Raw genomic sequence first — 25,254 nt, forward strand, 5'->3', positions numbered from 1 at the left:
CCGGGGAGCGGTGTCAGTCCGGGCCATGGCCTCGCTCGGCGAATCCGGGAGGCGTGAAGCGGGTTCCGTCGGGCTGGGCGCGTCGGCCGCGCGGGGACATCGGCGGCGCGTCGGGTGTGCGCGCGAGCATGTCCAGGCCGAGGCGCGCGCGGCGGACGCGCTCGCGGGACGAGGCGGCCACGGCATCGCCGAGGTGTTCGCCCGCAGGGTAGACGCCGGGCGCGTTGCGGAGACCGAACTTGACGTAGACCGGTGCCGCCGCGCGGATGATGCCGGCGATCTCGTGGTGGCGCACGAAGCCGCCGACGTTGTCGGGCGCCTCCACGTAGAAGTCCAGCGTCACCGGGCCGGCCGCACGAAGTTCGGACAGCTGGTGCAGGGTCAGGTCGGAGGGGACGTTGACGGTGTCGGCGCCCAGGCGCTCCTGGACGGCCAGGGCCGCCGGATTGACCGGGCCGGCCATCACCGAGACCTTCAGTTGCAGGTCGGCGGGCAGATCGCGGCGGGCGCGCATGCTGTGCAGCACCCACAGCAGACCCTCGTCCGCCACCAGGAGGCTGCGCACGCCCAGCGACGCCGCGCGCTCGGCCTCGGCGACACCCGCCGTCAGCTGAGCGGTGCCCCTGCTGCGGGACGAGACCGAGCCCGCCGCGCTGTCCCGAGCGGCGCCGATGTCCCAGTCGGCGCCGGGGCGGACGAACAGGCACAACTCGACGTCTTCCTGTGCGCACCTCCGCACCATCTCGGTGATCTCGCCGTCGGTCAGCATGCCTACGCCGGACCCTTGCGAGACGCGATGGAGGGGCACCTCCCATTCCGCGGCGGCGGAAAGCACCGCATCCAGCGCAGTGGGCCCCTCGACGCTGGGGATCTCCAGGCGCCAGGCGCCCCCGTCGGGAAAGGCCAGCGGGGAGGCGGGGGGCTCGGTGTCGATCCGGGGCAGGCCGAGCGCTTCGAGGGCTGCGCTTCTGTCGACCGGGTGTGGCGCTGAGTCGGGCATCGCGGGTCCTCACGGAGGTCGGGCCCGCGGCCTACGGCCGCGGTACCTGGTTCTAAATATCGAACTTCGTTCTCTATATCGTCATCGCACTGTACGAGTGGGATGTGGGCTGGTCAACGGCGGCTGCGGCAGGGGTGCATTCGGTGACGCACGCCACTCGCCGGGTTGACCTGGCGCACACTGCGACTCTAGGGTGACGAAATAACAGACGTCGTCCGAAATATAGAACATCCTGACGCCGACAGCGTGCCGCGATCCCACTCGTTTCCGGCCCCGCCCCCGTGGCGCCCCCGTTCGCCGCACCGGCCCCTGCGTCCCCCGGATGCCGCGCCCGTGTCCATGCAGGCGCGCACCGACGCCCTCCGCCACCAGCCCTCGAACAGGTCCCCACTCATGGCAGAACCAGCGAACCTCCCCACGGCATGGCTGCTCGCCGTAGCCGTGCTCTCCATCGGCACCCTGCTGTTCCTCATCATCAAGGTGCGCTTGCACGCCGTCCTCGCGCTGATCCTGGTCAGCGCCGCGACAGCGCTGGCCACCGGAACGCCGCCGGGCGAGCTCGTGCCCCTGCTCATCGAGGGGCTCGGCACCACGCTCGGCGAGGTCGTACTGCTGATCGGCTTCGGCGCGATCCTCGGCCGGCTCATCGAGGTATCCGGCGGCGCCCAGGTGCTCTGCGACGGGCTCACCCGCCTGTTCGGCGAGCGCCGCGCGCCGCTCGCACTGAGCGTCGCGTCGCTGCTCTTCGGCTTCCCGATCTTCCTGGACGCCGCCTTCGTGGTGGTGCTGCCGATCATCTTCTCGGTCGCCCGGCGCATGGGCGGATCGGTACTGCTCTACGCGCTGCCGGCCACCGGCGCCTTCCTGGTCATGCACGCGCTGCTGCCGCCGCACCCGGGTCCGGTCGCGGCCACCCAGCTGGTCGGCGCCGACATGGGCGTCGTCGTGCTCACCGGTCTGCTGGTGGCGCTGCCGACGTGGTACGTCAGCGGCTACCTGCTCGGCCGGTGGCTGGGCGCCCGCCACGATGTCCCCGTTCCGGCGCTCCTGGGAGGAGCGGGGGGTCGGCCGGAAGCCTCGGGCACGGACTCCGCCGGCGGGGCCGGCGACCAAGCCACCGGGGGCCAGGAGCCGCCCGCACCTCCGCGGATGCCGGTATTGCTGTTCCTGCTGCTGCTTCCGGTCGTGCTGATCTTCGTCAACACCGGTCTGGAGACACTCGCCGCGACCGGTGCCGTCGAGACCGAGGCGCTGTGGGTGCAGTCACTGCAGGCCCTCGGCCAGACGCCGGCGGCGCTGCTGATCACCGTGCTGGCCGCGCTGTACCTGCTCGGGTGGCGGCGCCGCAACGACGGCGCGTCCCTGGAGCGCCTCATCGATCGCGCGCTTGCGCCGGTATGCACGATCATCCTGCTCACCGGGGCCGGCGGCATGTTCGGCGCGGTCATGGCCGAGAGCAGGATCGGCGACGCGCTGGCCAACGGATTGGACACCATGGGGCTGCCGCTCGTGGTCGCCGCGTTCCTGATCGCACTGGTCATGCGAGTGGCTCAGGGATCGGCGACCGTGGCGACGACGACCGCGGCAGGTCTTGTCGCCCCGGCCGTGCAGGCCGCCGGCGGGCACTCGCAGTTCGAGCTGGCGCTGATCGTGCTCGCCATGTGCGCCGGCGGCATCGTGCTGTCCCACGTCAACGACTCCGGCTTCTGGCTGGTGCGCGGCTTTCTGGAGATGGACACCAAAACGACGCTGCGCACGTGGACGGTCCAGGCCACCGCCGTGGGCACGATGGCGTTCGCGCTGGTGTGCGGACTCTACGCGGTGTCGGTCGCCGCCTTCTGAGAGCGTGCGCTCCGGCGGGCGCGCCCTCGGGCGGTGCCCGCCGGAGGCCCGTTGCCAGCCGCGCTCCCGGTCCGGCCGGCGGCGCCGCACGCGGGCTGCAGTACGCGTCCGCGCCGGAGCCCGGCGTGTGCCCGGCCCGGGACCGCGCAAGGGAGGTTCAGGCGCGGACGCGACCGCCCAGTGCGGCGGTGAAGCGCCGCGCCCCGTCGGCGACCAGCCCTTCCAACTCCGCGCGGCGCTCCTCGGACCAGCGGTGCAGCGGCACCGAAACACTCACCGCCGCCACCACCTGGTCGGTGCGGTCGCGCACGGGGGCGGCGACGCAGCACACGTCGGGGTTGGACTCACAGACCTCCACCCCCGTCCCCGCCTCATCGACGCGCTCAAGCTCCTCCAGCAGTGCGGGGACTCCGGTGATGCTGCGGGGCGTCATCGGCTCGGGGGGCGTCCGCGCGAACCGCGCGCGCAGCTCCTGCTCCGGCAGGGCGGCCAGCAGGACCTTGCCCAGCGCGGTGCAGTGCGCCGGGATGCGCCCGCCCAGACTGGACACCATCCGCACCGCGTGCGAGCTGTCGACCTTGGCGATGTAGACGATGTGCACGTCGTCGAGCACGGCCACGTGCGCCGTCTCGTTGCATGCCGCCACCAGTTCGCGGGCGATCTGGCGACCGGTGCGCGCGGTGTCCAACCCCTCGGCGTAGGCGCTGCCCAGTCGGAACAGCTGGAGCCCCAGCCGGTAGCGGCCGGGAACCTCGGGGTCGGGGCTGAGGTACTGGCGGTCGAGCAGAGTGTGCAGGAGCTCGTGCACCGTGGTGCGCGGCAGGTCGAGCTCCTCGACGACCTCGGGAGCGCTGACCGACTCCCGCCCGTCGGTGAACAGCTCCAACATGTCCAGAGCACGCAGGAGGGCGGGGGTGCGGCGGGCCATGGGCGTGCGGTCCTCCCTGAGCGCGGCGGATCGCGCCCAGGCCACCGGCTGCGGACCCGCCCGGGCGCGAGCGCGGTTCCGTTGCTAACCGAAGTATAGAACGACATTCGGTATTTTGTGCGCCAGGCGCGCCCTGCGGCACCGCCGGGCCCACCGGGCCGGCGGTGCCGCAGGGCGCGGACCCGCCCGCCGAAGGCACGCATCCGCGCTGTGAGGCCGCATCAGGCCGGCAGGCGATCAGTGCGACTCGCGCGGGACCTCGTGGCCGCTGGATCCGACGAGGAAGTCCAGGTCGGCGCCTTGGTCGGCCTGCAGGACGCGCTCACAGTACAGGCGCACCCACCCGCGTTCCGAATGCGGGCGGGGCGGTGTCCACGCGGCGCGGCGGCGCTCCAGCTCGTCGTCGTCGACGTGCAGAGACAGCGTGCGTGCCGGGACGTCCAGGCTGATCTCATCGCCGTCGCGCACCAGCGCCAGCGGGCCGCCCACCGCCGCCTCGGGTGCGGTGTGCAGCACCACCGTTCCGTAGGCGGTCCCCGACATGCGTCCGTCGCAGATGCGCACCATGTCGCCGACGCCCTCGTTCAGCAGCTTGGAGGGCAGCGCGACGTTGCTGACCTCGGGCATGCCCGGGTACCCGGCCGGGCCGCAGTTGCGCAGCACGAGCACGGTGTCGGCGTCGACGTCCAGCTCGGGGTCGTCGGCGACCGCGTAGTACTCCTCGGGAGACTCGAAGACCCGCGCGCGCCCGCGGTGCACGAGCAGGTGCGGACTGGCCGCCGACTGCTTGACCACCGCGCCGGAGGGTGCCAGGTTGCCGCGCAGTACCGCGGTCCCGGTACCCGCGGGCTGCAGCGGGGCGTCGATCGGGCGGATCACCTCGCGGTCGTGGCACTCGGCGGTGCGGGCGGCGGCTTCGAGGGGCTCGCCGGCCACCGTGGGGGCGTCGCCGTGCAGCAGTCCGCCCAGTTCGGCGACGACGGCGGGCAGCCCGCCCGCATAGCAGAAGTCCTCCATCAGGAACCGGCCGCTGGGCATCAGGTCCAGCAGCGTGGGCACGTCACGCGCCAGCTCGTCGAAGTCGTCCAGGCTCAGCTCCACGCCCAGCCGGCCGGCGATGGCCAGCAGGTGGATGACCGCGTTGGTCGAGCCGCCGAGGGCGGCGTTGATCCGGATCGCGTTCTCGAAGGCCTCGCGCGTCATGATGAAGGAGGGACGCACGTCGTGCTCGACCAACTCGACGATGCGCCGGCCCGAGCGCTGCGCGGCCGCGTAGCGCCGGGCGTCCACCGCCGGCCACGTGGAGCCGTAGGGCGGCTGCATGCCCAGCGCTTCGGCCATGCACGCCATCGTCGAGGCGGTGCCCATGGTCATGCAGTGCCCGTTGGACCGCGACATGCACGACTCGGCGAAGGAGCAGTCGGCCTCGGTCATCCTGCCGGCGCGCACCTCCTCCTCGAACTTCCACACATGGGTGCCCGACCCGATGTCCTCGCCGCGGAACTTGCCGTTGAGCATCGGCCCGCCGGTGAGCATCAGCGCGGGAAGGTCGGTGCTGGCTGCGGCCATCAGCAGGCCCGGCGTGGTCTTGTCGCAGCCCGAGAGCAGCACGACCCCGTCCATCGGGTTGGCGCGGATCAGCTCCTCGGCCTCCATGGCCAGCAGGTTGCGGTAGAGCATGGCGGTGGGTCGCAGTACCGTCTCGCCCAGGGCCATGACCGGGAACTCCAGGGGGAACCCCCCGGCTTGCCACACGCCGCGCTTGACCGACTCGGCGATGCGGGAGAGGTGGGCGTTGCAGGGGGCCAGTTCCGATCCGGAGACGGCGATCCCGATGACCGGGCGGCCGTCGAAGACCTCGTCGCTGAAGCCCTGGTTGCGCATCCAGGACCGGTAGAGCATTCCCGATCGACCGCGCGCCCCGAACCAGTGGGTGCTGCGGCGGTCGGGACCGTTCCCGCCTCCGTGCTCGTCGGCGCTGTTCATGGGTGGGGGCTCCTCTCCCTCGCGTGCCGTCGGGAAGGGGCGGGTCTGGGCGCCGACGGCGGCGTTCCATATATCGAACATTGGTCAATATTCTGAAAACGGTAAGCCGCACATGTGACGCAGGTCAAGTCCGCCCCTGATGGGGGATATGCCCGCACCGGCACCGGTGATAAGTTCGGTATCACGGACGATGTTCGACATTTTGCACGAAAAAGCTGCCAGAGGAAGGTGGGACGTGGCCGGGATTCTGCGTTACGCCGGCGCCGACGGGCGCGTACGGGTGGGCCGCTACGACACAGCACGCGACGCCCTGCACGCGCTCCCCGGGGTGGACGGCATGGCCGACCTACTGCACAGGCCGCTGTCCGAGATCCGCGAGCTGGCCGACGCCGCATTCGGCGAGCGGCCCGCCGATCGGCTGGAGGACGTCGTCGTACTGCCTCCCGTCGACGGCGGTACCGAAGTGTGGGCCGGCGGCGTGACCTATGAGCGCTCCCGCCGGGCCCGCGGCGAGGAGAGCGACAGCGCCGACCTCTACGACCGGGTCTACGACGCCGCCCGCCCCGAACTGTTCTTCAAGTCGGTGGCGTGGCGGGTGGTCACCGACGGCGAGCCGATCGGCGTCCGCGCCGATTCCGACCTCGACGTGCCCGAACCCGAACTGGCGCTCTACGCCAACGCCCACGGCGAGATCGTCGGATACGGGGTCTGCGACGACGTCAGCTCGCGCTCCATCGAGGGCGAGAACGCCCTCTACCTGCCTCAGGCCAAGGTCTACGCGGGCGGCTGCGCGCTCGGCGCCTTCGTCAGGCCCGCTTGGGAGGTCGACGACCCGCGCACGGGCCGGGTGCGGATGTCCGTGCTGCGCGGCGGCGACGAAGCGTTCTCCGGCGAGGTCGCCCTGTCCGGCCTGCGCCGCAGGCCCGAGGACCTGGTCTCCTGGCTCTTCGACTGCTACCCCTTCCCCGACGGAGCCGTGCTGGCCACCGGCACCGGCATCGTCCCCGACATGGATTTCACCCTCCATGAGGGCGACGTGGTCGACATCGAGATCACCGGCGTCGGCGCACTGCACAACACCGTGGTGCGCGGCCAGCGGGCGCTGGACTGGCTGGTGGAGGCCCGCGCCGACCCGGCGCTGCGCCGCGGCGACGCCGCCGGCTGAGGCAGGGCGGCGCCGGTGCTTCAGCCCGGCGGGTCGCCGATGAGGTCGCCGACCCAGGAGTGGAATTCGGCGATGTGGTGCTCGACCGGCACCAGCACGCCTCCGTCGCGGTAGGCGCGGGAGGACATCGCGGGCTGGCAGCGTTCGCAGGCCGCGAAGTCCTGGCGGTTCACCCGGTCGAACAGCTCGACCGAGCGGGACAGGTCGGCGCCGGAGTCCACCACCTCGGGGCTGTAGAGCCAGTCGCACTCGATCAGGGTCCTGTCGGGCGCCAGCGGGAACATCCGGTGCACGATCACGTGGTCGGGCACCAGGTTCACGAATACCTGCGGCGGGACCGTGACCGCGTAGTAGCGGCGGTCCTGCTCCTCGCCGACTCCGTCGATGCGGGCGAACCCGGCCGTGCCGTCGACGGTGAACCCGGCGACATCGTCGCCGAACCGTGCGCCGTGGCCCACGTAGTACTGGGCCGCATACCCCTCGGCGAACTCAGGTAGCACGTCGGTCAGCTCGGGGTGGATCGTGCCGCAGTGGTAGCACTCCATGAAGTTCTCGATGACCAGCTTCCAGTTGGCCGCCACGTCGTAGGAGATGCGCCGACCCAGCGCCAGGCCCTCGGCGCCGTAGCGCTCCACCGCCTCCTCGCCGCCGAGCCGCCGCGCCACGGTTGCGCGCACGGTCTCGTCGAAGGACGGCGGCTCCTGGGCCAGGCACACCCACACGTAGCCCAGCCACTCGCGCACGTGCACCCCGAGGAGTCCGCGTTCGCCGCGGTCGACACCGGGCATGTCGGCCATGTTGGGTGCGGCGGTCAGGCGCCCGTCCAGGTCGTAGGTCCAGGCGTGGTACGGGCACTGCAGCGAGCGCCGGACCTCGCCGGCCTCCGCGGTGCACAGCCGTGCGCCGCGGTGCCGGCACACGTTGAGAAACGCGCGGACGCCGCCGGAGCGGTTGCGGCAGACCAGGACGCTCTCGCGGCCCACGGAGGCGGTGCGGAAGGCGCCCGGCCGCGCCAGGTCGGCGCTGCGCACCGCGCAGAACCACCGGGCCTCCAGGATGCGCTCCTGCTCTCGGGCGAACACCGCGGGGTCGGTGTAGTAGCGCCCGGGCAGCGTGGGCAGCAGTTCCGACGGCGGGGCCGGGGAGGCGGTGCGGGGCGGGTCGGTCGCGGTCAACGGGGCACCTCCTGGCGGGGTTCCGCGGTGCGGCGCGGCCGCGGGTCGAACAGGTCGACGGGATACGCGGTGGACCCCGAGACCGCCAGGTCGGCGGCGATCTCGCCGACGACCGGGGTGAACTTGAACCCGTGGCCGGAGAACCCGCACGCCACGGTCACCTGCGGGTGTTCCGGGTGCGCGGAGATGACGAAGTGTTCGTCGGGGGTGGTGGTGTACATGCACGCGGCGCCGCGCAGGAACCGGCCGGGCAGGTCGGGCACCCGCGTGCTCAGGTGCTCGGCGATCACCGCGATCTCCTCGGGGTGGATCCTGCGGTCCAGCGTCTCGGGTGTGCAGGGGGTTCCGCGGCGGAAGAAGGCCGTCTTGACCCCGCCCTGCGGCCCTTCGTAGGCGGGGAACCCGTAGATCTGCACACCGGCGGGGTCCTCCCACACGTAGACGGGGTGGCGCTGGGCCGCGAACGGCTCCGTGCCGCCGTGCGGCGCGAACCAGTACTGCACCTGGCGCTCGACCGTGAAATCCACCCCCAGATCCGCCAGCAGCCGAGGCGCCCAGGCGCCCGGGCACACGACCAGCCGGTCGGCGGTGTAGGACCCCGCAGCGGTGGTGATCCGCACGCCCTCGCCGCCCGGCAGGGCGGTCCAGGAGGCGGCGGGTTCGAAAAAGCGCAGGTCGGCGCCTGCCCGCTCGGCCAGGCGGAGGTGGGCGTCCACTGCGGCCTCGGGTCGGACGAACCCGCCGCGCGCCTCGTAGAGGCCGACATGGTCCTCATCCGGTTGCAGTGTGGGAAAGCGGCGGCGGATCTCGGCGGCGTCCAGCATCTCGTGCGGCAGACCCCACGTCCGGGCCGAGGCGCGGCTGCCCGAGACGGTGCGGCTGTCGGGCCGGCCCAGCATCAAAGCGCCGGTCAGCGTCATCAGCTCGGAACCGGAGTCGTCTTCCAGCGCTTCCCACAGTTCGTAGGCGCGCAGCAGCAGCGGGACGTAGTCGGGGTGCTCGAAGTAGGCCTGGCGGATGATGCGCGAGCCGCCGTGGCTGGCCCCCCGGTCGTGTGCGGGACCGAAGCGCTCCAGGCCGAGCACGCGCAGACCGCGCGCGGCCAGGTGGTAGGCGGTGGAGCTGCCCATCGCGCCGAGTCCGATGACGGCGGCGTCGTAGGAGCGGTCCATGAGGTGCCTCCTCGGGCGGGGAGACTCGGGTGGGTGCTCAGCGGCGGATGCGGGCCATCTGCGGGTCGACCAGGGGTTCGGCGGCCGCGGTGGCGGCGAGCGGCTCGCCGAAGTACTCCACCGCGACATCGGCGCCGGCCTCGGCCGCCTCGGCGGGCAGCCAGGCGTAGGCGATCGTGCGGCCGAGCGTGGTGCTGTAGGCGGCGCTGGTGACGTAGCCGGCGGGTCGGCCGCCGACCAGCACGGGCTCGCGCCCCATGACCACGCGGGCGGGATCGTCGAGGGTCAGGCAGCCCAGCTTGCGCCGGGGCTCGCGCTCGGCGGCGGCCGCGGCGGCGTCGCGCCCGACGAAGTCGCCCTTGTCCAGGCGCACCGCGAAGCCCAGCCCCGCCTCGTAGGGGTCGTGTTCGGTGGTCATGTCGGCGCCGGCGAGCCGGTAGCCCTTCTCCAGCCGCAGGCTGTTGAAGGCCCCGCGGCCCGCGGCGATCGCGCCCAGGCCGCGCCCGGCCTCCCACAGGGTGTCCCACAGCCGCAGACCCACATCGGCACTGGTGTAGAGCTCCCATCCGAGCTCGCCGACGTAGGACACCCGCAGCGCGAGCACCGGCACGTGCCCGATGTGGATCCGGCGCGCCTTGAAGAAGCCGAAGCCCTCGTGGGAGAGGTCGTCGCGGCTGAGCGGCTGCACCAGATCGCGGGCGAGCGGGCCCCACACGCCGATGCAGCAGGTGCCCGCGGTGGTCTCGCGCAGGACCACCGATCCGTCGGCGGGCAGGTGGGCGCTCAGCCAGTCGACGTCGAGGTTGCTGCTGACCGCGACCTGGAAGGAGTCCTCGCTCAGGCGGGCGACGGTCAGGTCGCTGCGCACCCCACCGCCGGGGTCCAGCAGCAGGTTGTAGGCGACCGTGCCGTGCTTGCGGTCGACCTGGTTGGTCGTCATGTGCTGCAGGAACCGCAGTGCGCCCGGCCCGCTGACCTCCAGGCGCTTGAGCGGCGTCATGTCGTAGAGCGCGACGCCCTCGCGGGTGGCGCGGGCCTCGGCGCACACGACGGGGGAGTGGTAGCGGGCCGCCCAGGGATCGCGCACCGCCGCCTCGTCCTCGGGGCGCACAAGAGGCGCGTTGGCCTCGTACCAGTGCGGCCGCTCCCAGCCGCCGCCCTCGAGGAAGTACGCGCCGAGGTCGCGCTGGCGCTGGTGGAAGGGACTGGTGCGCAGCGGGCGCGGGTGCTCCATCGGCTGCATGGGGTGGACGACGTCGTAGACCTCGATGAAGCTCTGCTTGCCGCGGTCGGTGACATAGGCGGGGGAGAGCTGGACGTCCTCGAACCGGTGCATGTCGCACTCGTGCACGTCGGTGGCGGTGCGGCCGTCGGTCATCCACTCGGCCACCGCCTTGGCCGCGCCGGCCGAGTGGGTCACCCACACGGCCTCGGCCAGCCAGAAGCCTGGCAGTCGGCGCGACTCGCCCAGCAGCGGCATGCCGTCGGGCGTGAACGAGAAGACCCCGTTGAAGCCCGCCTCGACCTTGGAGTCGGCCAGCGCCGGCAGCAGCTCCACGCCGTCGCGCCAGCTCGGCTCGAAGTCGGCGGCGGTGAACTCCAGCATCGAGGGCATCTCCGCCGCGGTGTCGGCGCCCGGCTCGGCGACGTCCTCCAGGCGCACGGGAATCGGGCGGTGGGCGTAGGAGCCGATGCCGATGCGGTCGCCGTGCTCGCGGAAGTAGAGGTCGCGGTCCTGATGGCGCAGCAGGGGCCGGCGTGCCTCCAGCTCCGGCGGATTGTCCACGCCCTCGATCGGAGCGGTGTAAGCGTACTGGTGGGCCATGGGCAGCAGCGGGACCTCGACCCCTGCCATGCGCCCGATGGCCGGACCCCAGAACCCGGCCGCCGAGACCACGATGTCGGCGGGAAAGGTGCCGCGGTCGGTGACCACCCCTCGCACGCGGCCGCCGCCGCGCTCGACGTCCACGACGGTGTGGTGGTCCAGGAACGCCGCGCCGCGCGCCATGGCGGCGCGGGCCTGGGCCTCGCCGGCGCGCACCGCTTTGGCCAGTCCGTCGTCGGGTGTGAACAGCCCGCCGTAGACGCGGCCGGAGTCCAGCATCGGCCACATGCGCGCGCATTCGTCGGGGCCCACGAGTTCGGCGCGCACACCCCAGGAGCGCGCCAGCCCGATCTTGCGCTTGAGGTCGTGCCAGCGCTGCGGTGTGGCCGCCACCTCCAGGCCGCCCACGGAGCGGAAGCACCACCGGCCGTCGAGGTCCAGGCGCGAGAACTTCGCCACGGTGTAGTTCGCGAAGGCGGTCATCGCCTTGGACGGGTTGGTCGCGAACACCAGGCCCGGCGCGTGCGAGCTGGACCCGCCGGCGGCGAAGAGCGGCCCCTGCTCCAGGACGGTGACGTCGCGCCAGCCGCGGCTGGTGAGCTCGTCGGCCAGCGAGCAGCCGACGATGCCCGCGCCGATGATCACGACGCGCGGGTGCGGGGTGCGGGGAGGCGGGACGGCGGCGGTGCTCATGGGCTCCCCCTCAGGACGGGCGCCGGTGCCGGGTGATCGGAGGTTGCGCATGGTGCATCAGACTGCGCGATTGTCAACAGGGTGGATCCGGCCGATACCCCGCGTCAAGGGTCCGCGCGGTAATCGATTTTTCATGGAAGTTCCTGGCTAGTACGGGTTTTCAAGGGCTTGACCGCGGCTAGCGGTGCCGTCGACACTGTTTCACACTGAGAATTACGTTGCGTATTAGGAGACACATGGTGTTTCCGTTCGGTAGCCGTTAGTACCCGCCGAATCACGCGTCTGCGGCGTCCGCGCCGCGGGTTCCACCGTCCGCACCTTGCCGCCTGCGCGCCGCGCGGACCGGCCCGGCACAACCAGCGCACCCGAACCGGACCGAGAGGAGGAGCTCGCCGTGATCTACGCCTGCCACCTGGACGACCTGCCGCAGGGGGAATCGCTGCGGGTGATGGCTGACGACCCCATCGCGCTGTTCAACGCCGATGGCGAGATCTATGCCGTCGACGACACCTGCACCCACCAGAACGCCTCGCTCTCCGAAGGCTGGCTCGAGGGGTGCCACATCGAGTGCCCGCTGCACGAGGCGTCTTTCGACCTGCGCACCGGGCAGCCCACGTGCCTGCCCGCCAAGCGCCCCGTGCGCACCTATCCGGTCACCGTCGACGACGACGGCGGCGTATACGTGGACGCCACCGTCTCCGAGCGCATCACGGAGGGGGCCGCATGAGGGCGGTGGCCGTGGTCGGAGCGTCCCTGGCCGGGGTGGAGACCGCCCGTGCACTGCGCGAGCAGGGGTTCGACGGCAGGCTGACCGTCGTCGGCGACGAGGACCGCCTGCCGTACGACCGCCCGCCGCTGTCCAAGGAGTACCTGCTGGGCAAGGCCGAGACCGACGATCTCGCCCTGCTCGACGGCGACGACGAGGACCGGCTCGGCATCGACTGGCGGCTGGGCGTGCGCGCTACCGGCCTGGATCTGCGCCGGCGTGCCGTCGAACTCGCCGACGGCACCGAGATCACCGCCGACGCGGTGGTCGTAGCCACCGGCGCCGCGCCCAACCGGCTGCCCGGGACCGCCGGCTTGGAGGGCGTGCACGTGCTGCGCAGCCTTACCGACGCCGACGCGCTGCGCGCGGACCTCGCCGCGGGCTCGCCGCGCGTGGCCGTCATCGGCGGCTCCTTCATCGGCGCCGAGATCGCCTCGGCCTGCTCGGTCTTGGGCCTGGAAACCACCGTCGTCGAGGCGCTGGACACTCCGATGGAGCCCGTGCTCGGCCCTCGCGTCGCCCGCGTGGCGGCGGGCCTGCACGGCGACAACGGGGTGCGGCTGCTGCGCGGCGTCCCGGTCAGCGGCATCCGCGGGATCGGGCGGGTGACCGGTGTCGACCTCGCCGACGGCACCGTGGTCCCGGCCGACGTGGTGGTGATGGGCATCGGCGCCAAGCCCGCCACCGCCTGGCTGGAGGGCTCGGGACTGGAGCTGGACGACGGGGTCGTGTGCGACACCGGCCTGCTGACCGCGGCCGGCGGCGTCGCGGCGGTAGGAGACGTTGCGCGGCTGCGCGGCGCCGACGGCACGAGCACGCGGCCCGAGCATTGGACCGCCGCCGCGCAGCAGCCGGCCGTGGCCGCGGCCAACCTGCTCGCCGGTACCGCGCTCCAGGAGTACCGGCGAGCACCCTACTTCTGGTCCGACCAGTACGGGGTGCGGCTGCAGTTCGCCGGCAGGGCGGCGCCCGGCGACGAGGTGCGCGTCGTGGAAGGCGCGCTGGAGGAGTACGCCTTCGCGGCGGTCTACGAACGCGACGGTGCGGTCACCGCCGCGGCGGCCATGGACCGCCCGCGCAGCTTCACCCGCCTGCGCCGCGGTATAGGCCGGGCGGCGGCCCCGGTGTAAGCCGCCGCCCGGCGTCTGGCGCCCTTTCGCGGCGCCGGTCCGGAACCGGGCGCGCACCCGCCTCTGCCGCCGCGGGATTCGCCCCGGTCGCCGGGCCGGGGCGGATCGAACCGGCGATCGCGTATGGCGGCGTGCGGTTCGTCGGCGCCGCGAGGATGCCGCCTCCCCGGGCGGCGGACCGGATGCTCACCGCGGTCTGAGGGGCACCCGCCGCCGGCCGGAGGGGGAGCCCCGGCCGGCGGCGAGGGGGCGCAGGGGTCAGCGAACGCCCATCAGGTGGTCCAGCGCGAGCTGGTCCAGCCGCTCGAAGTGGTAGCCGCGCTCGCCCACCGACTCCAGGTCCAGCTGCTCGCCGCGCAGGTCGGCCAGCGACTCGCCCTCACCGAGCGTGGGCACCGAAAGCTCGCCCACGCGCGACGCCTCCATGGCGGCCTTGACCTCGGGGTCGGCACGGAAGGCCCTGGCCTTCTCCCGCAGGATGAGGTAATTGCGCATGCAGCCCTCGGCCGAGGCCCACACGCCCTGCATGTCCTCGGTCCGCGGCGGCTTGAAGTCGAAGTGCCGCGGTCCCGTGTAGCCGCCGTTCTCCAGTAGGTCGACCAGGAAGAACGCCTCCTTCAGGTCGCCGGCGCCGAAGCGCAGGTCCTGGTCGTACTTGACGCCGCGCTGCCCGTTGAGGTCGATGTGGTAGAGCTTGCCGTGCCACAGTGCCTGGGCCACTCCGTGGGCGAAGTTGAGTCCGGCCATCTGCTCGTGGCCGACCTCGGGGTTGACGCCCACCATCTCGGGGTGATCCAGCTCGTTGATGAAGGCCAGCGCATGGCCGACGGTGGGCAGCAGCACGTCGCCGCGCGGCTCGTTGGGCTTGGGCTCCAGTGCGAAGCGCAGCCCGTAGCCCTGCTCGCGTACGTAGGCGCTGAGGATGTTGAACGCCTCGCGCAGCCGGTCGAGCTGAGCGCGGTCGTTCTTGCCCGCCTCGGTCTCGGCGCCGTCCTGGCCGTTCCAGCACACATAGGTCTGCGCGCCCATCTCGGCGGCCAGGTCGATGTTGCGCAGGACCTTGCGGATGGCGTAGCGGCGCACGTCGCGGCTGTTGGACGTGAACCCGCCGTCGCGGAACACCGGGTGGCTGAACAGGTTCGTGGTGACCATCGGCACCGCCAGGCCGGTGTCCTCCAGCGCGCCGCGGAACCGCTTGACGAGCTGCCGGCGGGTGTCGTCGTCGCTGCCGGGCGGGACGAGGTCGTCGTCGTGGAAGGTGACACCGTAGGCGCCCAGGTCGGAGAGGCGGCGGACGGCCTCGACGGAGTCCAGTACCGGGCGCACCGGCTCGCCGAAGGTGTTGACGCCGCGCCACCCCACCGTCCACAGACCGAAGGTGAACTTGTCTTCGCGGACGGGCTGGTAGTCGTTCATGGCTGATCCTCGCTCGATTTCGACTGGGGACCGGCTCCGATCCCCGTGGCAGGTGTGCCGGGCAGGGGCTCAGGTCAGGGCGCTGCGCGCCCGGGCGTAACGCTCACGGACCTCGGGCGCCGGATCGGCCTCGTAGACCTCCGCGCTGCCCGGGCCGGCCCACTCCGGCGGCTCGGTGGTTCCGGCCAGCGCCCAGGCGGCCTGGCGCGCTGCGCCGTCGGCGACGTACTCGCCCGGCTCGGGCACGACCACGGGCCGGCCCAGGATCTGCGGCGCGATCGACCGCACCGCCGCCGAGCGGGCCGCGCCGCCGATCAGCAGCACGCGGTGTACCGGCACGTCCTGGGCGGTCAGCGCGTCCACGGCGTCGGCCAGTCCGCACAGCATGCCCTCGACGAACGCGCGGGCGACGGCCGCCGGGTGCAGGTTGGCGCGCGTCATGCCGTCGAGGCGGCCTGCGGCCTCGGGCAGGTTGGGAGTGCGCTCGCCGTCGAGGTAGGGCAGCAGCGTCAGCCCTTCGGCTCCCGCCGGTGCCGACAGCGCGAGCCGGCCGAACTCCTCCAGGTCCACGCCCAGCATCCGCGCACCGGCGTCGAGCACCCGCGCCGCGTTGAGGGTGGCCACCAGCGGCAGGAACCGGCCGGTGGCGTCGGCGAATCCGGTGACCAGGCCCGACGCGTCGGCGACGGGTTTGTCGGCGACGGCGAAGGCGGTGCCGGAGGTTCCCAGGGACACGACGACGTCGCCGGGGCGGGCCTCCAGACCGAGCGCGGCGGCCATGTTGTCCCCGGTGCCCGGCGCGACAGTGCCGATCTCCGGCATGCCGGGCGCTCGGACGGGCCCCGTGTTCTCTGCGGGGCGGGCGACGCGGGGTACGCCCAGGTCGCGGCCGAAGGCCATGCGCAGCAGGTCGGGGCGGTAGGAGCCCTGGGCGGTGTCGAAGTAGCCGGTGCCCGATGCGTCGCCGCGGTCGGTGACGGGGTCGGTCTCCCCGCGCAGCCGCCAGGTCAGCCAGTCGTGGGGGAGCATGACCTGCTCGGTGCGGGCGGCGTTCTCGGGTTCGTGCTGGGCCAGCCAGCGCAGCTTGGTGACCGTCAGGCTGGCCACGGGGACGCTTCCCACGGCGCGCGCCCATTCCGCGGGACCGCCGAGCTCGTCGATCAGATCCTGGGCGGCGCCTGCCGAACGGGTGTCGTTCCACAGCAGAGCGGGGCGCACGACCGCGCCATCGCCGTCGACGGCGACCATGCCGTGCTGCTGGGCGCCCACGCCGATGGCGGCGACGTCGTCCAGCAGGCCGTCGCCGCCGACCTGCAGCAGTGCGTCCCACCAGTACCGCGGGTCGATCTCGGTGCCGTCAGGGTGGGCCGCCTGCGCGCTGCGCACCAGGGCGCCGGTGCCTGCGTCGCGTACCACGATCTTTGTGCCCTGGGTGGAGGAGTCCACTCCCGCGACCAGCATCGTCGGATCTCCAAGCGCGTCGGGATCTGGGGGTATGGGGAACAGAGCGCGGGGGCCGCACGGGGAGGCGCTGCGTACCGCGGTGGGATTAGTTTGGTCTCTGGACTAACTAAAAGTCAATCCCACCACGGGAGTGAAGACGCTGGTAAGCGGCACGGCGGCGCACGGCGGTGGTGGGCGGGGCGTCGCGGCGGCGAGTGCCGGCAAGACCCTGCGGTCGCTGCGCGCGGCCGGACACAGAAGCGGGGGCGGGCACGTGCCCGCCCCCGCTTCCTGCGGTGGCTCAGCCGAGTTCGTCCAGGATGCGGCGCAGGTAGCGGGGCGTCTCCGAGGCCGGTGCGGCCTCCAGGCAGAGCCGGTCCATGACCGCCATGTAATGGTCGGTCTCCTCGGGCTTGTCGAAGTAGAGCGAGCTGGTGAGCTGCTCCAGGTAGACCACGTCGGGCAGATCGGCTCCGGTGAAGCGCAGGATGCTGAAGGGCCCGCCCGCCGCGGCGTGCCCGCCTCGGGCGAAGGGCACGATCTGCAGCGTGACGTTGGGCAGCGTGGCCATCTCGATCAGGTGCTCCAGCTGCGCGCGCATGGCGTGGGTGCCGCCCAGCGGCCGGCGAAGCGCGGCCTCGTCGACGACCGCCCACAGCCGCGGCGGGTTCGGGCCGGTCAGGCGCTGCTGGCGGGTCATGCGCAGGTGCACCCGCCGGTCGATCTCGTCGACAGGAGCGTTGCCGTGCCCGAGCATGATCACCGCGCGGGCGTACTCCTCGGCCTGCAGCAGGCCGGGTATGAACTGGAGCTCGTAGGTACGGATGATCGAGGCGGCTTCCTCAAGGCCGACGTAGACCTCGAACCAGCTCGGCAGCACGTCGCTGTACTTGTGCCACCAGCCGGGGTTGTTGGCCTGGCGCGCCAGCGAGAGCAGCGTGCTGCGCTCGTCGGCGTCGTTCACGCCGTAGAGGGTGAGCAGGTCGGCCACGTCGCGCTCCTTGAAGCTGACCTGGCCGAGCTCCAAGCGGCTGATCTTGGCGTGGGACGCGCGGATTTCGTATCCGGCGTCCTCGCGGCTGATGGCCTTCGCCGTGCGGAGTCGCCGCAGCTGGGTGCCGAGCAGGATGCGCAACACCGTGGGGCCACCCCGGGACTGGGCGAGTACGTTCGCAGGAGGAGTGTCCTCTTCCGGTCGCGCTATCTCCATTTTGCCCCTCCGAGAGCAGCTGACCGAGCTAGTGAATCAGAATACCGGCGGTTACGGCAATTGCCGGGACCGGCGCATACCCTCGATCTCACTACCGAACGCTGTTAGTTGAACACGCTGTGATCGCGTCGGGACGCGTTGGGTGACGGTTTCGACAATACGTCGTCGGACCGCCTGGCCTGGCCGGGTCCGACCGCGGTCGCCCGGCGATCAGGGGGTTATGTGAATTGCGCGGCCGTTTTCCGAAGTGGCGACGGATTTCCGCTTGGATATGCGCTAAGGCCGCTGATTGCGCTGACAACCCCAAGCTGCGACGCGCGTCCGCGCACGCACGTGTAGGCAACACGTGTAGGCGGTGGAGCGGAAAGCGGTGTGCGGGAAAGCGCCGTACGAGCGCGGTCCGGCCGTTGAGCGGCGCCGCGGTGAAGTAGGCCGGCCCGGCCCTCCCCGCAGGACGGCGGCGGGGGTCAATGTGGGGCGGGGGCGATGGGGAGCGCGTGCCGTCCCTTCTCCGGATCCGGTTGCGCTGCGGGCCACCCGCGCCGGGCCGCCTGCGCTCGCAGGCGTCAGTCGAGCAGGTAGTCGAACTCGCCCTGCTTGGCTCCGTGGACGAAGGCCGTGATCTCGGCCGGGGTGTAGATCAGGGCGGGGCCCTCAGGGTGTCGGGAGTTGCGCATCGCGATCGCGCCGTCCGGCAGGCGGGCGACCTCCACACAGTTGCCGCTGGGGTTGCTGAGCTCGGACTTGCGCCACACGGCGCCCCGGAGGCTGCCCGCGGGGATGCCGTTGTAGGTCTTCTGCATCTGTGCTCTCTCTTTCGGTCCTGTCGCCATCGGCAAGATCGTCCGCGACTCGCGCGGCAGACTACATGATGCACGTGCATATGTTCTTGCAGGGGTGCTTGCGTTCGTAAACTACGTTAACTCCGACGATAAGCGCCAAGGTGTGGGAAGCAGGGCGATATGGGGCAGTTAGTGCCAATCGGGACCTTTGGCTCATAGTCCCGGGCCGCAATCGGACGGACGGCGCCCTCCTTCGATCGGCCGCACTGGGGTTGCAGGTGACCCGAGTGCCCTGCGCTGCTACGACGTTGCGGAAGTGCTGGACGGGGCGTGGTGGCATCTCTGTGATCCGCTTAAGTTTTCATAACGACTGACTGCAGGGGGGACAGGCGGCGTTCTTCTCACTAGACTGACTTTTGCACATGCATTCGTGCTTACGTCTGTAAGCGACGAGAGATAGGGATGCAAGTGGACCCGTACGGCGCGAGCCCGACAGCGCAAGGAGCGCGATGACTGCGCACTCTGCCCACTTCAAAGCCGGTGGCCGCTTCCTGGAGTCCGGCAGCGCCAGAGTCCCGTCGGCGCGCGTCGGCGATGTTCCGGGGGGATGGCAGGGCCTTTCGCTGGCGCCGCTGCCCATCGGGGAGCACTTCATCCGCCCGCTCACCGCGGTGTGCGGTCTGGGCTTCCACCCCGCCTCGGTCAAGCGGGCCCGCGACTTCGCGGCAGGCGTGCTTGAAGACTGGGGACTGGAAACGCTCTCCTGCGATCTGCGTCTTGTGGTCTCCGAGTTGGTCACCAACGCCTGCCGGCACGCCGCGCCCGTGGAGTCCGGCATGGTCTCGGAGTGGTCCGTCCAGTTCGGGCTGGTCCGCGGCGACGGAGAGATCACCAGCATGGTCTTCGACCCCAGCCGCGCCGCGCCGGTGATGGACGAGGGCGACGGCTTCGGCGAAGGCGGACGCGGTCTTCGCCTCATCGACTCCTACAGCTCCGACTGGGGCTGGAACATCCTCGACGGGCAGGGAAAGGTGGTCTGGGCGGCGTTCTCCATTCCCGACGCGCCCTGAGGGGCACCACCCGATCAACCCTCGCCCTTCCGGATAGGGCGCCGCCGCCGCGAGGCGGCGGCGCCCTTTTTTGCTGCGCGCCTCCCGGCCCCTGCCCCGCCGGCTGGGCGGACGGGGCGCTTCACCCCGAGCCGCCCTTCGGGGGCTTCTCCGGCTTCCCGCTGCGAAGATGAACGGATTCTCATCGGCGTTTCATGGCGGACTCCGGGCGCGTCCGACAAGCTCAGGGGTATGAGACCGCTGTACCGGACCGCGGTGATCGCGGCCGCCGTCATCGCCCTGCTCCTGGGCCTCGCGCTGGCCTGGGCCTCGGTCGGCGACGACCCCGCCTCCCCGCCGCCGGGGCGCGTCACCATCGGTGAGTCGCCCGACCCCGCGTCCCCCTCTCCCGGCGCCTCGGCCGGGGCGGGACCCACACCCGCGCCCTCGGCCTCCGGCGAGATCGTGGCCCCGCCCGCCCCGGTCACCGACGACGATGACGACGACGTCGGGGAGGACGATGACGACGATGACGACGCGGACGGCGATGACGACTGACGGCACCGCGGACACGGTCCCCCTCCCGGCCGACCACCCGCCCGCCCCGCGGCGCAGCATGCCCGCCCGGCTGCGCATCATGGTCTGGGTGGTGCTGCTGATGGTCGGTGTGCTCGCGCTGGTCAACCTGGTGACCTGGCAGGCGCTGCGCACCGGCGTCGACGAGCGCATCGACGCGGCCCTGACCCAGGAGATCGACGAGTTCCACCGGTTCGCCGCCACAGGCCACGACCGCCGCGGCGGGGAGCGGATCGCCGATGTGCACAGCGCGTTGCGCGCGCACATCGTCGACCAGCATCCCGACCCCAGCGAGATCATCTTCGGCCACGTCGACGAGGCGCCCGGTGCCGGTGCCGGAACCGGGCGGGTGCGCCAAGCCGAGGACCCGCTCTACGACGTCTCCGCCGACGACCGGCTGCGCTCGCGCATCCTCTCGGCGGACACGCGCAGCGGCGTCGAGCAGACCCCCGCCGGGCCGCTGCGCTGGTCCAAGATCCGCGTCGGCCCGCGCCAGGAGTCGGCGGGGCCGGAGGGCTGGTTCGTCATCGGCTACTTCGTCGACCCCGAGATGGCCGCTGTGAACCGCACCGTGCGCATCCTGGTCCTGGTCAGCGCCATCGGGCTGGTGCTGGCGGGCGTGGCCGCGTGGTGGGTGGCCGGGCGCATCCTCACCCCCGTCCGGCTGGTGCGCCAGACCGCCGCCCAGATCGGCGAGGGGGACCTCACCCGCCGTATCGCGGTTACCGGCAACGACGACATCGCGGCCCTGGCCGACCAGTTCAACGCCATGCTGGACCGGCTGGAGCAGGCGTTCTCCACCCAGCGCCGATTCATCGACGACGCGGGACACGAACTGCGCACCCCCATCACGATCGTGCGCGGCCACCTGGAGCTGATGGGCGACGATCCCGAGGAGCGGCGCGAGGTGGTGCGGCTGGTCACCGACGAACTGGACCGCATGGCCCGCATCGTCGAGGACCTGCTGCTGCTCGCCAAGGCGCAGCGCCCCGACTTCGTGCGCCCTCAGGAGGTCTGGCTGGCCGAACTGACCGGTGACATCGGCGCCAAGGTGCGCGCGCTGGGTGACCGCGACTGGCGCCTGGAGCACGTCGCCGAAGGAGCCGTCATGGCGGATCCGCAGCTGATCACTCAGGCCATGGTCCAGCTCGCCTTCAACGCCGTGGGGCACACCGGGTCCGGCGACACGATCCGCATCGGTTCGGCGCAGGCGCCCGACGGTTCCGCCACGCTGTGGGTCGCCGATTCGGGGCCGGGTATCCCCGAAGAGGAGCACGAGCGGATCTTCGAGCGCTTCTCCCGCGGCTCGGCCTCGGCGGGCAGGTCGGACGCGGGACTGGGGCTGGCCATCGTGCGCGCCATCGCCGAGGCGCATCACGGCAGCGCCGCCGTGGACTCGGCTCCCGGGCAGGGAGCGGTGTTCACGGTGGCCCTGCCCGCCGGCACGAGGAAGGAGCACCCGTGAGCCGGATCCTCATCGCCGAGGACGAGGAGCGCATCGCGTCGTTCGTGCGCAAAGGGCTCAGCGCCAACGGGTACGCGGTCACCGTTGCGGGCACCGGCGGCGAGGCCGCCGACTACGCTCTCACCGGCGGCTTCGACCTCATGGTGCTCGACATCGGCCTGCCCGACGAGGACGGGTTCGCCGTGCTGCAGCGGGTGCGCCGCGGCGGTGCGCAGCTTCCGGTGATCTTCTTGACCGCGCGCGCCGGCGTCGACGACACCGTCAGCGGCCTGGAGAACGGCGCCGACGACTACATGACCAAGCCGTTCCGCTTCGAGGAGCTGCTCGCGCGCGTACGGCTGCGCATCCGCAGCGAGCGCGGCCCCGAACCCTCCTCGCTCGCCGCCGGCGAGCTCACCCTCGACCTGCGCACCCGCAGGGCGGCCACGGGATCGGGCACCGTCGACTTGACCGCCCGCGAGTTCGCGCTGCTGGAGTTGCTGCTGCGCCACCGCGACCAGGTGCTCTCGCGCCAGCAGATCCTCTCCCACGTGTGGGGCTACGACTACGACCCGGGCTCCAACGTCGTCGACGTCTACATCCGCGCCCTGCGCAAAAAGGTCGGCCCCGAGCGCATCGAGACGGTGCGGGGGATGGGCTACCGGCTCTCCTGCTGACCGCGCCGGGCCGCACCGGCACCGGCCCCCGCTCGCCCTGCTCTCGCGACGGTCAGGGAAGGCGCGTGTGCTAAATTGGGCGAACGACCAATACGATCGACCAATACGTGCGCCCGAGAATCCGGCCGGCCGTGGCACAGGGCACAGCGAGCGGCGGATGCCCGGACGCGCGGAAGCGCGGAAGGCGCGCCCTTCGCCAGGGCGCAGGGGAGGATCCATGGCACGACCCACCACGGCCCAGCGCGGCCGCGAGGTCCGGCGCAGGCTGCTCGACACCGCCTGCGAACTCATCGCCGAGCACGGCTGGACCGCGGTCAGTACCCGCATGCTGGCCGACCGGGCCGGCGTCACACCGGGGCTGGTGCACTACCACTTCTCCTCGGTCCAGGCGCTGCTGAGCGAGGCCGCCACCGGGGCGATGCGCGACTACCTCGCCCAGACCCCCGACGTGTTCGAGCAGGCCGCCACGGCGCAGCAGGGCCTGGACACCCTGCTCGGCGAACTCGACAGGCACACCGGACTGGACCCGCTTTCGCTGCTGTTCACCGAGGCATACTTGGCCTCCACGCGCGACGGCGCCCTGCGCGCGGAGATCTCCGTCCTGCTGGCCGAGTTCCGCGACCGGGTGAGCGGATGGCTGGCGGGCCACGGCGTCGCCGCCCCCGACGCGACCGCCGCGGTGCTGGCCGCAGCGGTCGACGGCCTCCTGCTGCACCGCGCACTCAACCCCGACCTGCGCGGCTGCGAAATCGCGCCGGTACTGGGCCGCATTCTCGCGCCCGCCGGCGGCGCGCACACCGACGGAACGGAAGGCACAGGTGATCGGCCATGAGAATCGTCGTCTGCGGCGCCGGGATCGCGGGGCTCGCCCTCGCCCAGCGCCTCGACACCCTCGGATTCGAGGTCGTCGTGCTGGAGAAGGCGCCGGGCCCTCGGCCGCAGGGGTACATGATCGACTTCTTCGGCCCCGGCTACGACGCCGCCGAGGCCATGGGCGTGCTGCCGCGGCTGCGCGAGCTCAGCCACCGTGTCGACGAGGCCCGCTACATCGACGCTCGGGGCCGCAGGCGCGCCGGGCTCGACTACGACAGGTTCGCCCGAGCGGTGGGCGGCCGCCTGCTGAGCATCATGCGCCCCGACTTGGAGCAGGCCCTGCGCGAGCACGTCTCCGACCGCGTCGACCTGCGGTACTCGACCAGCGTCGCCGACTGGGACGAGCGGCCCGACGGGATCGGGCTGCGGCTGACCGACGGCAGCGAACTGGAGGCCGCGCTCCTCGTGGGCGCCGACGGCATCCACTCCCACGTGCGCGAGGCGGCCTTCGGCGAGGAGGATCGCTTCATCCGCTACCTCGGATTCCACACCGCCGCCTACGTCTTCACCGACGCCTCCGTGCAGGCCGAGGTCGGTGACGGGTTCTGCCTGACCGACACTCGGGACCGGCTCATGGGCTTCTACGCACTGCGCGACGATCGTGTGGCGGCCTTCGCGGTGCACCGCACGCCCGACCCCAACCCGCCCGAGGACGCACGCACCGCCCTGCGCACGATCTACGGCTCGCTGGGCTGGGTGGTCCCGCGCGCGCTGGAAGCCTGCCCGTCCGCCGACGAGATCTACTACGACCAGGTCTCCCAGGTCCGCATGCCCCAGTGGAGCCGCGGACGTGTCACCCTGCTGGGCGATTCCTGCCAGGCCGTCTCCCTGCTGGCGGGGATGGGAGCATCGCTCGCGGTGGCCGGCGCCCATGTGCTCGCCGAGCACCTGGCGGGCGAGGAGACGGTCGAGGCCGCGCTGCGGCGGTATGAGGAGGAGTGGCGCCCCGTGGTCGAGGAGAAGCAGGAGGTCGGACGGCGCGGAGCGCGCATCTTCCTGCCCGATTCCGGCTGGATGCTGTGGGCCCGGCGGATCGCGCTGCGACTGTCGCGGCTGCCCGGAGTCGACCGCCGCATCGCCGCGTCGCTGACGGGAAAACCGGTTCCGCTCCCCGAGTCCACGGCGGCGGCGCGGGGCGGGCGCCGCGGCTGACGGAAAGGCGGCGCGCGGCGCGGTTCAGTGGCGCGGGCCGCCGAGGTGGTGGTGGATGATCAGGTCGGTGTAGACGTCGCCGAGCTCCTCCGCCGACAGGCCGTCGTCGGGTTCGTACCAGTTCACCACTGATTCCAAGGTCTCCAGCACCGTCGACGCCGAGGTGTAGGAGCTGTCGACGTGGAAGCGCTCCTGGGCCATGCCCTCGGACACGATCGAGCGCAGATGTTCAAGGTAGGTGTAGCGCACGCCGGAGAGCTGCCGATAGCGGGCCGGGTCGACGGCACGCAGCGTCGGCAGGACGGTGCGCCGCAGGTCCTCCTCGGTGCGATGGTGTCGGCAGTGGTCGATGTGGCGCCGGACCAGGCGCTCGATCCGCTCGGCGGGCGGACCCTGGCGTCGGTCCGCGAGCTGGTCGTCCACCAGTTTGTGGGCGCTGTTGAGCGCGATCGTGTAGGCGAGGTCGAGTCGGGTGGGGAAATCCCTGTGCAGCACGGCGGGGTCGAGACCCGTCGCGGCGGCGACTTCGGCTACGACGGAGGCCGTGTCCAAGCCGCGCAGTCCGTGCCGGGCGAACACGTCCGCTGCCGCGCACAGAATGCGGTCGAGGGTCTGGGCGTCGAGCTGGGAGAGGTCCGCCGTCATGATCATCTCTGCAGAGCCGGCCCCGAGGGAGGGGGCGAAGTCGAGGTGCGTGCCGAGGAATCCGCCGTCGGCATATTCGAGGATAGCGCCATTCTCCGGATGTTTCAGAGGAATCCGTGACGTGGCGCGTCGCGATCGGCGGTCGTCGAGAACGGGCGGAAAACACGTGCGCGAAGTGCCCACGACGAGCGGCGGGAGGGCGACGGGGCACCGGGCGTTCCGGAATCCGCGGTTACCCCGGGGTCAGGAATGATGCAGGTTTCCCCTGCCGCACTCGCCGCGAAATGAACTGAATTCAATTCTGC

At 71.9% G+C, this 25,254-nt stretch carries 21 protein-coding genes; 10 read left to right on the plus strand and 11 right to left on the minus strand.

Going from position 1 to position 25,254, the window contains the following annotated elements; genetic code table 11:
- Window positions 1–13: 13 nt before the first annotated feature.
- Window positions 14–1,000 (minus strand): U32 family peptidase, encoded by a 987-nt coding sequence (locus LP52_RS18985; RefSeq protein WP_052810033.1) that lies wholly within the window; start codon window positions 998–1,000, stop codon window positions 14–16.
- 393 nt (window positions 1,001–1,393) lie between these two features.
- On the opposite strand from LP52_RS18985, the gene LP52_RS18990 reads away from it, so the two are divergent.
- Complete coding sequence (locus LP52_RS18990) at window positions 1,394–2,842, plus strand: GntP family permease (RefSeq protein ID WP_040275673.1); 1,449 nt, start codon at window positions 1,394–1,396, stop codon at window positions 2,840–2,842.
- A 157-nt stretch (window positions 2,843–2,999) separates the two neighbouring features.
- Here LP52_RS18990 and LP52_RS18995 read toward each other — a convergent pair whose 3' ends face one another.
- Complete coding sequence (locus LP52_RS18995) at window positions 3,000–3,770, minus strand: IclR family transcriptional regulator (protein WP_040275529.1); 771 nt, start codon at window positions 3,768–3,770, stop codon at window positions 3,000–3,002.
- Between the two features lie 237 nt (window positions 3,771–4,007).
- Window positions 4,008–5,837: an IlvD/Edd family dehydratase gene (locus tag LP52_RS19000; protein ID WP_238580991.1), complete on the minus strand. Its 1,830-nt coding sequence runs from the start codon at window positions 5,835–5,837 to the stop codon at window positions 4,008–4,010.
- 154 nt (window positions 5,838–5,991) lie between these two features.
- Between LP52_RS19000 and LP52_RS19005 the strand changes: the two genes are divergently transcribed.
- Complete coding sequence (locus LP52_RS19005) at window positions 5,992–6,921, plus strand: fumarylacetoacetate hydrolase family protein (RefSeq protein WP_040275533.1); 930 nt, start codon at window positions 5,992–5,994, stop codon at window positions 6,919–6,921.
- 20 nt (window positions 6,922–6,941) lie between these two features.
- On the opposite strand, the gene LP52_RS19010 is transcribed toward LP52_RS19005, so the two are convergent.
- From LP52_RS19010 to LP52_RS19020, 3 genes are read right to left on the minus strand one after another with little or no spacing between them, the layout of a single operon-like run.
- Window positions 6,942–8,096, minus strand: a complete 1,155-nt coding sequence (locus LP52_RS19010; RefSeq protein ID WP_040275534.1) for an aromatic ring-hydroxylating oxygenase subunit alpha — start codon at window positions 8,094–8,096, stop codon at window positions 6,942–6,944.
- Complete coding sequence (solA, locus tag LP52_RS19015) at window positions 8,093–9,268, minus strand: N-methyl-L-tryptophan oxidase (protein WP_040275536.1); 1,176 nt, start codon at window positions 9,266–9,268, stop codon at window positions 8,093–8,095. Before solA ends, LP52_RS19010 begins: the two co-directional genes overlap by 4 nt.
- A 37-nt stretch (window positions 9,269–9,305) precedes the next feature.
- Window positions 9,306–11,786: a GcvT family protein gene (locus LP52_RS19020; RefSeq protein WP_040275538.1), complete on the minus strand. Its 2,481-nt coding sequence runs from the start codon at window positions 11,784–11,786 to the stop codon at window positions 9,306–9,308.
- Between the two features lie 394 nt (window positions 11,787–12,180).
- Between LP52_RS19020 and LP52_RS19025 the strand changes: the two genes are divergently transcribed.
- Together LP52_RS19025 and LP52_RS19030 are read left to right on the plus strand one after the other, a co-directional pair.
- A complete protein-coding gene (locus tag LP52_RS19025) occupies window positions 12,181–12,513 on the plus strand; it encodes a bifunctional 3-phenylpropionate/cinnamic acid dioxygenase ferredoxin subunit (RefSeq protein ID WP_040275539.1) in 333 nt (110 codons plus the stop codon).
- Window positions 12,510–13,682, plus strand: a complete 1,173-nt coding sequence (locus LP52_RS19030; RefSeq protein ID WP_040275541.1) for an NAD(P)/FAD-dependent oxidoreductase — start codon at window positions 12,510–12,512, stop codon at window positions 13,680–13,682. The genes LP52_RS19025 and LP52_RS19030 overlap by 4 nt, the downstream gene beginning before the upstream one ends.
- Window positions 13,683–13,940: 258 nt before the next feature.
- On the opposite strand, the gene xylA is transcribed toward LP52_RS19030, so the two are convergent.
- The 4 genes from xylA to LP52_RS19050 all read right to left on the minus strand — a co-directional run bounded on the left by xylA (window position 13,941) and on the right by LP52_RS19050 (window position 18,554).
- Window positions 13,941–15,098 carry a xylose isomerase gene (gene xylA / locus LP52_RS19035; RefSeq protein WP_040275543.1) on the minus strand — a complete coding sequence of 386 codons (1,158 nt, stop codon included), beginning with the start codon at window positions 15,096–15,098 and terminating at the stop codon, window positions 13,941–13,943.
- A 69-nt stretch (window positions 15,099–15,167) separates the two neighbouring features.
- Window positions 15,168–16,559: a xylulokinase gene (xylB, locus tag LP52_RS19040; protein WP_040275545.1), complete on the minus strand. Its 1,392-nt coding sequence runs from the start codon at window positions 16,557–16,559 to the stop codon at window positions 15,168–15,170.
- 283 nt (window positions 16,560–16,842) lie between these two features.
- Complete coding sequence (locus tag LP52_RS19045; protein ID WP_040275546.1) at window positions 16,843–17,751, minus strand: helix-turn-helix domain-containing protein; 909 nt, start codon at window positions 17,749–17,751, stop codon at window positions 16,843–16,845.
- A gap of 566 nt (window positions 17,752–18,317) precedes the next feature.
- The gene (locus LP52_RS19050) at window positions 18,318–18,554 is read right to left on the minus strand and encodes a DUF397 domain-containing protein (RefSeq protein WP_040275548.1); all 237 of its coding nucleotides are present in this window, start codon (window positions 18,552–18,554) and stop codon (window positions 18,318–18,320) included.
- Window positions 18,555–19,042: 488 nt separating this feature from the next.
- Here LP52_RS19050 and LP52_RS19055 point away from each other — a divergent pair, with 488 nt between their 5' ends.
- The 6 genes from LP52_RS19055 to LP52_RS19080 all read left to right on the plus strand — a co-directional run bounded on the left by LP52_RS19055 (window position 19,043) and on the right by LP52_RS19080 (window position 24,304).
- A complete protein-coding gene (locus tag LP52_RS19055) occupies window positions 19,043–19,603 on the plus strand; it encodes an ATP-binding protein (protein ID WP_040275550.1) in 561 nt (186 codons plus the stop codon).
- Window positions 19,604–19,834: 231 nt separating this feature from the next.
- On the plus strand, window positions 19,835–20,140 hold the full coding sequence (locus tag LP52_RS27435) for a hypothetical protein (RefSeq protein ID WP_040275552.1): 306 nt from the start codon (window positions 19,835–19,837) through the stop codon (window positions 20,138–20,140).
- On the plus strand, window positions 20,112–21,623 hold the full coding sequence (locus LP52_RS19065) for a sensor histidine kinase (RefSeq protein WP_394298216.1): 1,512 nt from the start codon (window positions 20,112–20,114) through the stop codon (window positions 21,621–21,623). Before LP52_RS27435 ends, LP52_RS19065 begins: the two co-directional genes overlap by 29 nt.
- Complete coding sequence (locus tag LP52_RS19070) at window positions 21,620–22,279, plus strand: response regulator transcription factor (RefSeq protein ID WP_040275553.1); 660 nt, start codon at window positions 21,620–21,622, stop codon at window positions 22,277–22,279. Before LP52_RS19065 ends, LP52_RS19070 begins: the two co-directional genes overlap by 4 nt.
- A gap of 217 nt (window positions 22,280–22,496) precedes the next feature.
- Entirely contained in the window at window positions 22,497–23,111 is a 615-nt protein-coding gene (locus LP52_RS19075; RefSeq protein ID WP_052810034.1) for a TetR/AcrR family transcriptional regulator, read from the plus strand.
- On the plus strand, window positions 23,108–24,304 hold the full coding sequence (locus LP52_RS19080) for an FAD-dependent monooxygenase (RefSeq protein ID WP_040275554.1): 1,197 nt from the start codon (window positions 23,108–23,110) through the stop codon (window positions 24,302–24,304). The genes LP52_RS19075 and LP52_RS19080 overlap by 4 nt, the downstream gene beginning before the upstream one ends.
- A 24-nt stretch (window positions 24,305–24,328) precedes the next feature.
- Here the strand turns inward: LP52_RS19080 and LP52_RS19085 are convergent, their stop codons facing one another.
- The gene (locus LP52_RS19085) at window positions 24,329–24,955 is read right to left on the minus strand and encodes a TetR/AcrR family transcriptional regulator (protein WP_052810035.1); all 627 of its coding nucleotides are present in this window, start codon (window positions 24,953–24,955) and stop codon (window positions 24,329–24,331) included.
- Window positions 24,956–25,254: the final 299 nt, after the last annotated feature.

This window comes from Streptomonospora alba, assembly GCF_000826685.1.
GTDB lineage: Bacteria > Actinomycetota > Actinomycetes > Streptosporangiales > Streptosporangiaceae > Streptomonospora > Streptomonospora alba.